Raw genomic sequence first — 14,226 nt, forward strand, 5'->3', positions numbered from 1 at the left:
GGATGAAGAATCGTTATTCCTTTGGTGGTGATGAACACCTCTTTGTTGAAGTGGATGAAGAAATGTCGCTGGCGGCGTTCTTCAAAGCGTTATCGATGACAGAGACGCTGAAAAGTATGTCGTTAGATGGCGTGGTTGAAATATGCCCGGCTAACGCCTCGTTCCAAATTAAATTTAACCCTGATGTTATTTCACCGGACGAGATACTCGCTGTCATGAAAGACATCGAGAAAGCGGCGAGTGAAGACGAAAAAGCGATTGATACACGCATTATCGAAGTGCCGGTTTTCTACCAAGATCCTTGGACGCAAGAAACCCTGATGCGCTTTAGAGAGCGTCACCAAACACCGGACAAAACTGATTTGGAGTTTGCCGCGCAAATCAATGGATACGACTCTGTGGATGCGTTTATTGATGCGCACTGCGGGTCGCCATGGTTTGTCACCATGGTGGGTTTTGTCTCAGGCCTTCCGTTTATGTATCAGATGGTTGAAAGAGATAAGCAAATCCAAGTGCCGAAGTATCTGCGTCCACGAACGGACACGCCAAAGCATACCGTGGGGTATGGAGGATGCTTTAGCTGTATCTATTCCGTGAGAGGTGCGGGGGGGTACCAAATGTTTGGCGTCACACCGCTGACCATTTTCGATCCTAGCCAAAAAATCAGCTACCTGAATGACTTCATGGTGTTTTTTAAACCGGGCGACATCATTAAATATGTTCCTGTTGATCATGCGGAATTCGACCGGATAACGGCAGCGATTGAAGACGGCACGTATCAGCCAAACATTCATTCAGTGCGTTTTTCCCTTGATGAATTTGAAGCGGATATGCCCGCTTATAACCGTTCTTTGTTGGAGGTGTGTCATGGCGGTTAATGTGCTCAACCCAGGTTTAGCGACCTCGGTACAGGACTTGGGTCGACCAGGCTATTTCCATTTGGGTATTCCGGTATCTGGCGCCATGGATCACCTGTCCCTTCGCTGTGCGAATTTGTTGGTGGGCAACCCAGAAGATGCAGCGTGCTTAGAAGCGGTGTTTGTTGGGCCAACTCTGCAGTTTGAAAAAAACTGTATCGTTGCGGTCACGGGCGGAGACATGACGCCATTGGTTGATGGTGTGGAGCAGGAAACATGGGCGGGCTTTGATGTATTGGCAGGGCAAACGCTGTCATTTAGTCACCTTAAATCCGGCGCGCGTATTTACATTGCTATCTCAGGTGGCATTGATGTCCCTGTGGTTCTGGGCAGTCGTTCGACTTACACCCTCGGCGCGCTTGGCGGTTTTCAAGGGCGGCTCCTTGCGAAAGATGATTGTTTGCCTGTTGGTGACAGCGCGTCATTCAGCCAAACCGCAGGCGCTCAACTTCCAGAAAACTTGCGCCGACAATTCCCGAAAGAACAAACACTGAGAGTACTCCCGGGTTTGTACTGGCATCGAATCACTGAAGCCTCTGGTGAGCAGTTTTTCAAAGAGTCTTGGACGGTAGCGCCCGAAGCTGACCGCATTGGATACCGCTTCAAAGGTGGCACTGCGCTTGAGTTTGTAGAGAGAGAGCAGCCCTTTGGTGCCGGTTCTGATCCGTCAAACATCGTTGATGGGTGTTATCCCTATGGATCGATTCAAGTGCCGGGCGGGACTGAACCTATCATCTTGCACCGAGATGCGGTGTCTGGCGGCGGCTACTTTATGGTAGGCACGGTCATTTCATCTGACCTTGATTTGATCGGGCAAATGCAGCCGAACACCAAAGCCCGCTTTGAATCCGTCACGATGGAACAGGCGCTTTCAGCCCGTCGAGATTATCAACTGAACCTTCAAAAAATCCGCGAAATACTTATCTGACAGGAGTCACCATGACCACAAATCAACAATTGCTACAGCGGCGTGAAGCGGCTGTGGCACGGGGAGTTGCGTCTGCACATCCAGTTTTTGCCGCTCGCGCAGAGAATGCCGAGCTGTGGGATGTGGAAGGAAAACACTTTATTGATTTCACGGCAGGCATTGCTGTGACAAATACGGGCCACTGTAATGCCGCGCTAAATCAGGCGGTTGTTGACCAAATGCAGTGCTTTAACCATACGGCGTTTCAGGTTTCGCCGTATGAAACCTATATCTCGTTGTGTGAAAGACTCAATGAGGCGGCTCCCATGCGAGATGCCAAATCGGTGTTGCTGAGTACGGGTGCTGAGGCGGTAGAGAATGCAGTGAAAATAGCGCGACATTACACAGGAAGAAGTGGCGTTATTTCGTTTACGGGTGGCTTTCATGGGCGTTCTTTACTGACCATGGGGCTGACGGGGAAAATTCTTCCGTACAAATCGGGTTTTGGCCCGTTTCCTAACGACATTTATCACGTTCCGTTTCCGGTTGAGGTGCATGGTGTCTCGGTAGACGAGAGCATTGCGGCACTGTACAAGCTCTTTAAAACCGACATTGAAGCGACCAAGGTGGCGGCGATTATCCTTGAACCTGTTCAGGGCGAAGGGGGCTTTTACAAAGCACCCGAAACCCTCATGACAGCGCTTCGTGATATCTGTGACCTGCACGGTATTGTGCTTATTTTTGATGAAGTGCAAACAGGGTTTGGCCGAACAGGAAAGCTGTTTGCCAGCGACCATTTTAGTGTGAAACCAGACTTGATGACGGTAGCGAAAGCGTTAGCAGGCGGTTTCCCGCTGTCTGGCGTGATCGGTAAGCGTGACATCATGGATAGCCCTGGGCCGGGTGGTTTAGGCGGCACGTATGGCGGAAGTCCGATTGGTTGTGCAGCAGCACATGCGGTGCTGGATGAGATTGAGCGCTTGGATTTGTGCAAACGCAGTGAGCACATCGGTGAGGTCATCAGACAGCGACTGACCAAGCTAAAAACCACGTGCCCTTCTTTGCCTATAGGCGATGTTCGCGGTTTAGGTGCGATGTCCGCGTTTGAATTGGTAACGACTGATGGGCGAACGTCTGCCCCTGAATTCATTTCTCGTTTAGTGACACAAGCTCGAGAGCAAGGCCTGCTTTTGCTTTCTTGTGGTTACTGGGGCAACACGATCCGCTTGCTCCCCCCACTCACCATTGAAGACAGCACTTTGTTGAAAGGTCTCGATATCCTTGAATCTGCACTTTTGGTGGAATTTACGCAGAAGGAGGAGGCATGAAACTGACAGATCATCGTTTGCTTAAACAACGGGCATACATCGATGGTGTTTGGCGTGATGCTATCAGCGGTGCCACGTTTCCGGTTCTAAACCCAGCCTCAGACGAAGTGCTGGTGAATGTTCCTCGCATGGGTCGAGAAGAAACACAGCAAGCTATCCGCGCCGCGGAGAAAGCGTTAGTGGCTTGGCAAAGTAAAACCGCCAAAGAGCGTTCCACGATTTTACGCCGATGGTTTGATTTGATGCTGGAGCACCAAGACGATCTCGCACAAATACTCACCGCAGAGCAAGGTAAGCCGATTGCCGAAGCTAAGGGTGAAATTGCGTATGCCGCGTCCTACATCGAGTGGTTTGCTGAAGAAGGTAAACGTATTTATGGCGATACCATTCCGGGTCATCAAAGCGATAAACGTCTAACAGTGATCAAGCAGCCTGTAGGAGTTACGGCTGCCATTACACCATGGAATTTCCCTGCGGCAATGATTGCCCGAAAGGTGGCTCCTGCTTTAGCGGCGGGTTGTTCTATGGTGGTGAAACCCGCAGAGCAAACACCTCTCTCCGCGTTTGCCTTGGCGCAACTGGCGGAATGGGCTGGCGTGCCAGCCGGTGTATTCAACGTCGTGACAGGTGACCCACGAGAAATAGGGGCAGAAATTTGCGAAAGTCCAGTGGTGCGTAAGTTGTCGTTCACTGGCTCAACGGCAACAGGGATTACCTTGATGTCACAAAGTGCGCCGACGGTGAAAAAACTCTCCATGGAGCTGGGTGGCAATGCGCCGTTCATCGTGTTTGATGATGCAGATCTTGATGCGGCAGTGGAAGGGGCGATGCTTTCTAAGTTTCGTAATGCGGGACAAACCTGTGTGTGCGCGAACCGCATTTATGTCCAGCTTGGGGTCTATGACGCATTTGCGGAAAAGCTGACAGCCGCGGTGAAAAAACTGCATGTTGGACGAGGAACCGATGAGGGCGTCACTACAGGGCCTCTTATCAATGAAAATGCGGTTCTGAAAGTAGAGAAACATATTGATAATGCGGTGAGTCAGGGTGCGGTGATCGCGACTGGCGGTAAGCGACATGCACTCGGAGGCACGTTCTTTGAGCCGACAGTGCTAACGAATATGCAATCTTTCATGGACGTGGCACAAGAAGAAACCTTTGGTCCTTTAGCGCCGCTTTTTTGCTTCGATGACGATGATGATGTGGTCGCCATGGCAAACGATACGGAGTTTGGCCTTGCTGCGTATTTCTATGCCAAAGACATTTCTCGTATTTGGCGTGTCGCGGAAAAACTGGAGTATGGGATGGTCGGCATTAATACAGGCATGATCTCAACAGAGGTTGCGCCGTTTGGTGGCATCAAAGCCTCGGGGTTTGGTCGCGAGGGGTCTCGTTACGGTATTGAAGATTATCTGGAAATTAAATACCTCTGCGTATCTGTGTAGTTTAAATATCTCGATAATATAAACACCCGTTAATGTTTGATGGTGTGAAAGTTCGATATTTTCATTTTTTTATTTTATCTGGTTAATTCTCTCGCTGGGTTTTTTCTTGTTTGAAATATTTAAGTGAATATATCTAAGGACCATGTACGCCTGTCTTTTAATAAAAGGGAATATTTACTGGGTGTTTATTTTGAGTGGCTCACTGCCTTCATCACTATGAGGTCGGCAGTTCGCCTGTGCGAAAATGTCAGTGAAAAATAAATGGAATTAATGATGAAGTATATTAAGTTTACTCTTGGTTCATGCGGTCTATTTCTATTCTCTTCTCATGTGTCAGCAATAGAAATTGAAACGGATACGTGGACGTTCAGTGTCAACGGGAATGTAAATGGTTTTTATAGCCATATTCAATGCGACGACAGTAATAATGTTGTGAATGGTAATCCATTACTTTGTAGCGGTGATGATGCCTCGGCAGTAACCAATGGTTACTTACCTGCGGCACTGGATATTGGTGTTGCTAGAGAAATTTCTGGTTACAACATCAGTGCGCACATCATTTATGAAGGCGGTACCGTCAGCAACGAGGCGTTTAACAATGGCAGTTCCCAAGAAGCTTTCCGTGCGTACATGAACGTCGGGAATGACACAATTGGTAGCGTCAAAATTGGTAAAGATTTTGGGCTATTTGGCAACGACTCTGTGTTCAATGATATGTCCGTGATCGGCGTGGGTGCGCATGCTGTGGCAAAAAATCCTCTCAATACCAGTCTAGGTGCTGTCGGGTATGGTTACATCTTTGCTGATCGTTTAAGCATGATTAACTATACCTTGCCGATTCCGGGTGATTTCACTGCAACGGTGGGCGTGTTTCAACCCCTCGATCTTCTCTCTTTAGGCGCGCAAAACTCGACGACGGGCGACAGTGGTTCCAAGGCACCTGGCTATCATGGAAAACTGAAATATGCGTTTGATGGTGGTTTCGTTTCTACGTCCCTCCTGACACAAAACGTCAAAAATCAGAGTGTGGATGACAATGCGCTTGGTTGGGATGTTGCTGCGAAAATTACGCTGTTAGAGAACCTTAGCGTGTTTGGGTCTTATACCTCATCGGAAGGTGTGGGTAATACGGGGCTATTTTTTGATGCTTATGACGCCCAAGGCGAAGTGCGGAAATCGAGCGGTTATTTTTTGCAATCACTGTATGACTTCGGTGGAACACGCTTGGGTGTGAATTATGGCGTGACGGACATTAAACGTACCGCAAGCGATCCTGTCGAAAACGTGAATAAGAACAGCAAGGTGACGGTGGGTTTATATCACGATCTCTTTGAAGGCTTCATTGTGAGTACGGAAGCGTCGCGTTACCAATCTGAAAACTTTGCGGGCAATGAAATTGAAAATACAGGGCTGAGTGTCGGTGCTGTTTACTTCTTCTAAATGCTCATGATGTTTTTATCGAACCCTACATCTTCGGGTGCTCACCACAATACGTGACGCCCATGGATGTATGGTGTAAAGGGCACCTAATGTGTGTTTGACTGACATCGTTCTGTGCCTGTTTTTATGTTTTATCCCGTTCTATTTTGATGACAATACTGGTGAAATGATTCCCTTAACCACGAATCCAGAGAGTCACATTGATACCTACACCTTCGAGTCTATTGGGTATAGAAAAAACCTCTGTGGTGAGCAGAGGTTTATTTTTTGGTGATGTGCTGTGCTGTGCACGTTGCCGTTACGAACGGGAAGCCAATGAGGGCTGAGGCGTAAAACTAGCGGCTTTCTTTTACCGCGATATAACATTGCTTACGTTCATCAAACTCAAACGTCAGTGAATGCTTAATGCTCTCAAGCTCATCCCCCTGATAGTGGGACACATAAAGAAGCTGGCTAAGATTTTCCTTCGCAATCAGCTCCAAGGTGTTCTTCATCAGCCTTCGCCCCAGATAATCCAGCCCTTGATAGGGTTCATCCAGAATTAACAAGGTTGGCTGTTTAACAATGGCGCGTGCAATCAGCAATAAACGCTGTTGCCCATATTCCAGTTTACGAAAAGGGGTTTTGAGGTATTGGCGCATATGAAGAATATCGAGCCATTCTTTGGCGATTTCTCGCTCTTTTAATGACGGCTGGTTGTACAGACCAATGGAGTCATAAAAGCCTGACAAAATCACATCGAGGGCAGAACAATTCACGCGGTATTGCAGGTGCAAAGCCGACGAGACCATGCCGATGTGTTTTTTGATTTCCCAGATGGTTTCGCCTGATCCGCGCTGTTTTCCAAATATCTGAATGTCGTTGCTGTAACACTGAGGGTGATCGCCAAAAATCATCCCGAGCAGCGTGCTTTTTCCGCAGCCATTCGGGCCTTTTACCTGCCAATGTTGGCCTTTGTCTATGCGCCAATCGACCTCGGTGAAGATGGTTTTCTCGGTATAAGCGACTTCGCCGTTTTTGAGTTCAAAGATAGGGTTTTCAAACGGTGTGCTGTGCTGATAGCGACGAATTAACGCCATCATATGCTCGCTTTGTTCTTTCGATTGGGCTTTTATTTGCGTGATGATGGGGTGGGTATCCCACGCGTTTTTGTTCATCAAACTGTCGAGCTTACCGTGGTTGAACAGTGCAATGTGATCAACCCACTCTGGCATGTCTTCTTCTCGTGAGAAGGTCACGAGCATTTGTAGACGTTGTGAAAGGGCGGTCAGATAGGTTGCCAACGCAGCGCGGTGTGCAACATCAAGGCCTGTGAACGGATTATCGAGCACGATAAAATCAGGTTGGGTAGCCAATGCTCGCGCTAACATCACACGGCGTGTTTCACCGGTAGACAGCACGCGAAAGCCACTCTCTCTCAGGTGATTTAGATCCAGTTCGTTAACGAGCTTTTGTGTGAGGGCGTCATCGTGGCATTGCTCGAATATCAAGGTGTAAACCGTGCTGCCTGCATCAATGCGATCGAGGAAATCGGTGTCATCTTTTGCCAGTTCGTCGTCGAGTAATCGTTGCTGTTCAACCAAGGACACTTGCGCGAACGCCCCTGCATCGACGTGCAATTCGCCATCAAACTCAAGTTCACCCACCAGCAGTTCACCCAGCAAAGAACCAATGTCGCCTTCGGTGCTGAATACCGCCCAAGATTCCTGAGGGGCGATTGTCCAGTGTTCAATATTGAGCGTTGATGTTGCGCCCGTGGCGGTGAGTTGGGTAAACCTAATTTCCATGGTGGTGTCGCGTCCTTTCGTTCAAATATTCGTCGGCATGAGTGGGTTATAACAATTCTGTTCTCTGCCGAGAAGGGTTTTTATTGAGAAACGAGGGGCGAGATTTGAGGGACGAAAAAGAGACAAGAGGCAAGAGAAAAAGAGATGCGCGGAGTGCGTTGAAAGAGAATGAACATCGGGCGGGGGTCGCCCGATGTATGGTGGATAATTTACAAATGACGCTCTGCGGTAATCTTGATCACTTCTACCACCACGGCACTGGCGGCTTGCAGTGATTTCACTGGCAAGTATTCGTAGATGGAGTGGAAGTTGTGCGCACCGGTAAAGATGTTCGGGCATGGCAAGCCTTTCTGAGAAAGTACCGCACCGTCATAACCGCCGCGCATTGGGATCGCGTTCATTTGAATGCCGTTACGAGCATAGGCTTCTTTGGCGATATCAATTGGGAAGCTTGCATCACCTTCTAAGCTGTTTGCCACGTTTTCGTAGCGGTCTGCCAAGTGAATGGATACCGTTCCTTCACCCCACAAGCCTGCACAACTGTCAGACAGGTTCTGCAAGAATGCCATTCGGCCTTGGTAGCCTTGTTTGGTGAAGTCGCGAATGTCCATTTTCAGCACGGTTTTTGCGCTGTTGCCTGTCATCTCTTTCACCCAGTAATAGCCTTCGCGGCCTTCTGTGTATTGCGGTGCTTCACCTGCTGGCAACATGCTGATGAATTGGTGTGCCATCAACAGTGAGTTTTTCAGTTTCCCTTTAGCAGACATTGGGTGCGCAGATTGGCCCGTGAAGGTGATAACCGCGTCGCCCGCATTCCAGTTTTCATGCACGAATTCACCAATGCCGCAGCAATCCAAGGTGTAACCAAAGTCTGCGCCAAAGCTTTCTACGTCGAAGGCTTTCGCGCCGCGTAGACCTTGTTCTTCATCAGGGACGAAGGCCACTTTCACGTCACCGTGAAGAATGTCTGGGTTAGCTTTCAGTGTTTGCAACGCGTGCATGATGGCGGCAATCGCCGCTTTGTCATCTGCGCCTAGCAAGCTGGTGCCGTCGGTCACAATAATGTCGTCGCCAACATACTGAACAAGCTCAGGGAATTCCGCTTGTTTTAGGATGATATCCAGCTCGGCGTTTAGGCAAATATCACCGCCGTTGTAAGGCACAACTTGTGCCTGAGTGTCGTTTGATTGTTCTGCGCTGGTATCAAGGTGCGCAAAGAAAGAAACGGTCGGGATGGCTTGCGCCGACGCTGGCACATTTGAAGGCAAGGTCGCCGTTAGGATGGCGGTATCGCGTAACACGATGTCTTCCATGCCCAAGACTTCAAGTTCTTTGGCAATCAATTGTGCGAGCACCCTTTGCCCATCAGAAGACGGCATGATGCCAGCAGCGCCTTTTTCTCGGCTGGTGGTGGTGTTAATGCGGGTGTATTGCAGGAAGCGATCGACGATATTCATTACGTTCTCCTACACGCGCTTCTTCGTGAATCGCGTGGAATAAATACAAAAACAGGTTGGGTGCGTCATACCGATCTTGTTTAGACCTTGCTTAGACGACACACCTCAACCTGATAAAAACCTACGTGTTCATGTGATGACTGTTTCTAGTGAATTAGATCAGCACTTGTGAACATACGAGCACGGACAGAAGGCCGCCCAGCATTGGGAACATGGTGCGTTTTGCTAGCTCGATAGGCGAAACGTTTGCCACGCCCGCACAAGCGATAACCACACCTGCCACTGGCGATGCAGAGCGCATTAAACCCGCTGCAAGCTGCATTGGCATAGCAACATGTGCAGCCGTTGTACCTACTTGTGCTGCCACTTCTGGCGCGAGGTTTGAGAAGCTGAAGAATGACGCGTTACCAGAACCCGACAGCATGGTGACCAGCACGATGATGGCAACCAACATGATCACCATGGCTAAGTAACCCAAACCAAGGTTTGCCGCACTGCCAAGCAGCATGTCGATAAAGCCGATAGCGGTGAGGCCCACAACGAATACTTGCGCCGAAATGATCAAACTCACCACGCTTGAGAACACCGCACCCATGCCTTCCAAATACACCTTCAAAGAGGCAGCAACGGCTTTGCCGTCGCGGGTGTAGATGAAATCGCAGACCATGGCGACGAACAAAGCGATGAACATTGCCGTAACAACGTCCATGCGAACGGTGGTGATGGCAAATTTACTGAAGGTCAAAAGAAGCATCAAAGGAAGCACTGGCAGAATCGCAAACCATTTTGGCGCTTCGCGTTGCTCTTTCGCTTCAATGTTGAATTCGTGGGTGACGCCTTTTTCTGCGTCTTTCTTGTCGAAGTAACGCTGGCTAAAGTAGTGCAGGGCGGCGATAACAATCATCGACACCATGGCCACTGGGAACTGGTAGCTGGCGAAGTAGGTGGCAACATCAATGCCTGACACTTCCGCCGCTTTGTTCGCTGCAGAAGATGCTGGGCCTAAATCCAAACAACCCGTGGTCGCAACAACCGCTGCAGCGGCGGCTGGGTTACAACCCACGCCAACCAAGACCGGATACATGGCAACAAGCAACAAGAGTGCTAGGCCGGTTGCGCTCGGAATGAAGATGTTGATTAACTGGCCAATGATGTAAGCCAGTGCCAATACCATGTAAGGGTTTTTAATGTGAGAAAGGGGCTTGGTGGCGATTTTCACCATCGCGTTTGCGGCACCAATGTGTCCCATGTATTTCGAGAAACCACCCACGGCCATGATGATCAGGCCGAGCTTCGAAAGGGTCGACGAAGAAATGACTTTAATCACTTCAAAGAAATCGACAATGATTGAACCTGTTGGTTTTCCGCCTTTAGGCAGAAAATCGGTAGTGCCATCAATCACAGCGAGCGCAATCATGAATAAGCCAGCAAGGAACAGCACAGCTTGCGTGTTATATTTTTTAACAATGAAGTAACCGACACCGAAAATTATCGGTAAGGCTAGTAATGTGATCATTTAAAACCTCATTTCTTACAGTCAAATGTGAAACTCTTTAACAAAAAGAGCAAAATGTGAAAATTAGAGACGACTTTTATTGAAATTAACGCGTGAGAATCCCTTCGCCATGTTGTTAATAAGTGGCGATGTTATGTGTTTATTTGTTAATGAAAGTTATTAACGGCTTTTATGAAAAAACGGAACGACTGATTTATGGGTGAATAAAATGGCAGTTAAATAGATGCGCTTAAAAACGATACTTAAAAAGCTGCGCTTAAAAAACGTTGAATTCTTCAAACAGGCTGTCTATTCGTTTAAATCGGTCATTTTTTTCTTTTTGGCGAGAAAGTCCTTTTATAAATGCTTCGATCAATGCGAAGCCTGAAGTGCGATTGTTGAAGAAACCTGAACTTGCGCTTTCCACCGCAAACTGAACGTCGCAGTAAGAAACAAAGGGGTTTACAGGCTGATCTGTAACGAAAACAACATGCCCACCGTGCTGATGGAACCACTTCACGAGCCGAACGGTGGTAAGTGAAAAACGGTGATAAGAAATAGCGAGTAAGGTGTCGTTCGTTGAAACATCAATAAGCTGGTGGGGCAGTGTGGAAATATCGGCTTTAAGCCAAATCACATCTTTGCGTAAATATCGCGCGAGTAAATAGAAGTAATTGGCGAGAGCTTCTGACGAGGCGCTGCCAATAACATACAACTTCCCATTGGGGTTTTGCATGTAATCAATGGCGAGATTAAAGTCAGATTCAGAAAGGGATGCGATGGTTTTCGTCATGTTCGACATGACTTCATCAAAATGACTTTCCAATACGCTTTGCTCAGCGTCTGTATGTTGTGTGCCTTCATAGCGTTCAACAGGTGTGGTGAGTGTGAGCGCAAGATCGTTTGAAACCTGCTTTTTAAACTCTAAAAAACCACTAAACCCCAAGTGCTGCAAAAAGCGGCCGAGGGTGGCTTTTCCCACACCCATCTGTTTGCAAAGCTCATCAATCTTGGCAAACGGCAGCATCGTGTAATGCTTCATAAAATACTGAGCTATAACGACTTCTGCGGTTGTTAACGAATCCAATCCATTCACCGTGTCGATGAAGGTTTTTCTGTCCATGGGGAATTTTTCCCAAATCCTTAATCTGCGGGACATATTTCCACTCGGCCTGTGGGAATTCAAGAGAATTGCAGTTTCCCACATAAAAAGTGTGACTAATATGTCCTTGTATTTATTCCGTTAACGACTCGGTAGGCTTTGTTATTGATAATACGCTTAACATCTAGTTTTTGTTATATAACCAGATGGATATGCTGCAAATGCGTCTCTATGCTGCTGTTTGATCAAGGAAAATTTGGAATCTCTTGTTTAGATTGCGTTATCGGATCGCCATTGGTCCTTCCTCTGATATCGATTTTCAGAGCATTCGCACAATTCAAAAGGAGTTTTCATGGGCAGTATGCATTTGCCACGTATTGGCATTATTGGTGGCTTAGGCAATGAAGCCATGGTGGATTTGGTCGAAAAAATTGATGCCACAAAGGGCGCGAATAAACGCGCGTTTATTGTATTCGGTAACTCACGTTTGGCCTACAAACCCGATGAAGTGATGCAAAGCTGGACGGCAACGGACGAACCTGAATTAAGAAAGGCGGATACTGCTGTTTATACACTGCGTTTCATGCAATACCTCGGTGCGGATGTCATGGGTTTAGCCTGCAATAGCGCCCACGATTTGTTCCGAAAACTGTTGCCAGAAGTGCCAGTGACTTTCGTGGACATGCTTCATCGAACCGCACATACCTTAGAAGGCACACAAGACAACGTACTGGTGATGGGTGTGAACAGTCTGGTGGACTCGGGTCTCTATCAATCGGCGTTGATGGAGCAAGGTGTGTCATCCACCAAGCCGTCAGCCGAAAACCAACAGAAAGTGATGGCGGCGATTTACGATCCTGCCTTTGGTATTAAAACGGCGCAAATCACACCAGAAGCGGAAACTCTTCTTTGTGATGTGATTCGTTCTGAGTGCGAGCTGCAAGGTTGTTCTAAGGTCGTTCTCGGCTGCACGGAATTACCTCTGGCATTGACCGCGGAAAGCTGCGCGCGTTTCAAGCAAGAGGGGTTGATTCCAGCACACATCGAGGTGATTGATGCATCAAACGTGCTGGCACAATGCCTTTTGACGGCGCACGGTAAAGGCAAAGCACTTGATGGCGCGCTTGATCACTACAAAGGCAAGCATACGGATTGGTTTGCGCCGCTGACGTTTAAAGTGACATCACTGTCTGCAATAGCGCGTATCCAAAAAGAAATATTTCGTCATACCGTTGAATTCTTAGCAGCACGCGGTCAGTCAGTGACTGGCAGCTATTTACATTTACCGACGCTGTTTGTATCGAGCTCCGCTAATGATGTGGAAGACAAACTGATCGACATGGGCATTCCTGTTCACTGTGCAGGTGATGATCTGGGCCCCGTTATTGTCGACGCGCTGATCCGTTACAACGACGATTTGAGCCGAGACTGAAGCTATTTTCTAGCGGCTGACATTCAAAGGATTGAATCAGATTCCACCGTAAGTTTCAGTTATCATTGATAGGTTTGGTACGCAGTGTGCGCGCCAAACTAGAAGATGGAGCTTTTGCGGTGCTAGGAATCGAAAACATTTGGTTGTTTGTTATCTCAGGTTTCCTGCTCAACATGATGCCGGGGCCTGATTCATTGCTCATTGCTGGTCGTGCGGCCAGCCAGGGATTTAAAGCGGGTTCTGCAGCGGCATTAGGGATCGGCAGTGGAACGCTTGTTCATGTTTCTGCGGCGGCTTTTGGGCTTTCGGCCATTATGGCGACATCCGCAACGGCGTTTACTGTCGTGAAAATGCTCGGTGGCCTGTACTTGATCTACATGGCGGTGACGATGCTAATAGCAAGCATGAAGAACACCGTTGAACACCGTACTGATTTGCCGCCTCAACCTACTAAAACATCCTTAATGAAAATTTACTCTCAAGGGTTTGTTACGAATGTGTTCAACCCTAAAGTGGCGATTTTCTTCCTCGCGTTCGTGCCTCAATTCATTTCAGATACCAGTGAAAACAAAGCGCTGGCCTTTATCGTGCTTGGCCTTATTTTTAACCTTAACGGCATGATTTGGTGTCACTTCATCGCTTGGGCTTCTTCCTTGATTAGCCACAAACTGTCGGTGAGTGATTCTGCCCAGAAATGGTTAACTCGACTCTCTGCGAGTTTGTTTGGCTTTTTCGGTATCAAACTGTTGATGTCGACACAAGATTGATCAAACAAACAGCACCTTGTTCACTCAGTGATCCAACAGACCCCATTTGATTGCATTGTGTAAAGCGCCTCGTATGATGACGGCGTGTGGGGCGAACTGCGTGCAGTGCGTTTTCACAACACAATGATGAAAACTAAAAAGTGGTAGGT

General features: G+C 48.1%; 11 protein-coding genes. 7 read left to right on the forward strand and 4 right to left on the reverse strand.

Annotation, left to right across the window (positions count from 1 at the left end; genetic code table 11):
- The first annotated feature begins 2 nt into the window (after positions 1–2).
- The 5 genes from BCT27_RS05160 (at position 3) to BCT27_RS05180 (ending at position 6,037) form a co-directional block, all read left to right on the forward strand.
- On the forward strand, positions 3–878 hold the full coding sequence (locus tag BCT27_RS05160) for a 5-oxoprolinase subunit B family protein (protein WP_102395228.1): 876 nt from the start codon (positions 3–5) through the stop codon (positions 876–878).
- The gene (locus BCT27_RS05165; RefSeq protein WP_102395229.1) at positions 868–1,845 is read left to right on the forward strand and encodes a 5-oxoprolinase subunit C family protein; all 978 of its coding nucleotides are present in this window, start codon (positions 868–870) and stop codon (positions 1,843–1,845) included. The genes BCT27_RS05160 and BCT27_RS05165 overlap by 11 nt, the downstream gene beginning before the upstream one ends.
- Before the next feature lie 11 nt (positions 1,846–1,856).
- Entirely contained in the window at positions 1,857–3,152 is a 1,296-nt protein-coding gene (gene gabT, locus BCT27_RS05170) for a 4-aminobutyrate--2-oxoglutarate transaminase (RefSeq protein ID WP_102395230.1), read from the forward strand.
- On the forward strand, positions 3,149–4,597 hold the full coding sequence (gene gabD, locus BCT27_RS05175; protein ID WP_102395231.1) for an NADP-dependent succinate-semialdehyde dehydrogenase: 1,449 nt from the start codon (positions 3,149–3,151) through the stop codon (positions 4,595–4,597). Before gabT ends, gabD begins: the two co-directional genes overlap by 4 nt.
- A gap of 273 nt (positions 4,598–4,870) precedes the next feature.
- Positions 4,871–6,037: a porin family protein gene (locus BCT27_RS05180; protein ID WP_102390132.1), complete on the forward strand. Its 1,167-nt coding sequence runs from the start codon at positions 4,871–4,873 to the stop codon at positions 6,035–6,037.
- A 335-nt stretch (positions 6,038–6,372) separates the two neighbouring features.
- On the opposite strand, the gene modF is transcribed toward BCT27_RS05180, so the two are convergent.
- The 4 genes from modF to BCT27_RS05200 form a co-directional block, all read right to left on the reverse strand.
- Entirely contained in the window at positions 6,373–7,824 is a 1,452-nt protein-coding gene (gene modF / locus BCT27_RS05185) for a molybdate ABC transporter ATP-binding protein ModF (RefSeq protein ID WP_102395232.1), read from the reverse strand.
- Between the two features lie 209 nt (positions 7,825–8,033).
- Positions 8,034–9,281, reverse strand: coding sequence for a peptidase T (gene pepT / locus BCT27_RS05190; RefSeq protein WP_102395233.1), 1,248 nt, complete (start codon positions 9,279–9,281; stop codon positions 8,034–8,036).
- A 154-nt stretch (positions 9,282–9,435) separates the two neighbouring features.
- Entirely contained in the window at positions 9,436–10,797 is a 1,362-nt protein-coding gene (gene dcuC / locus BCT27_RS05195) for a C4-dicarboxylate transporter DcuC (protein WP_102395234.1), read from the reverse strand.
- A 256-nt stretch (positions 10,798–11,053) separates the two neighbouring features.
- Positions 11,054–11,899, reverse strand: a complete 846-nt coding sequence (locus BCT27_RS05200) for a MurR/RpiR family transcriptional regulator (protein WP_102395235.1) — start codon at positions 11,897–11,899, stop codon at positions 11,054–11,056.
- Between the two features lie 331 nt (positions 11,900–12,230).
- Here BCT27_RS05200 and BCT27_RS05205 point away from each other — a divergent pair, with 331 nt between their 5' ends.
- Both BCT27_RS05205 and BCT27_RS05210 read left to right on the forward strand, forming a co-directional pair.
- A complete protein-coding gene (locus BCT27_RS05205; RefSeq protein ID WP_102395236.1) occupies positions 12,231–13,310 on the forward strand; it encodes an aspartate/glutamate racemase family protein in 1,080 nt (359 codons plus the stop codon).
- A 119-nt stretch (positions 13,311–13,429) separates the two neighbouring features.
- On the forward strand, positions 13,430–14,077 hold the full coding sequence (locus tag BCT27_RS05210) for a LysE family translocator (RefSeq protein ID WP_102395262.1): 648 nt from the start codon (positions 13,430–13,432) through the stop codon (positions 14,075–14,077).
- The last annotated feature ends 149 nt before the right edge of the window (positions 14,078–14,226 follow it).

Origin of the sequence: Enterovibrio norvegicus, assembly GCF_002876705.1 — a bacterium.
In the GTDB taxonomy this organism is placed as follows: Bacteria; Pseudomonadota; Gammaproteobacteria; order Enterobacterales; family Vibrionaceae; genus Enterovibrio; species Enterovibrio norvegicus_B.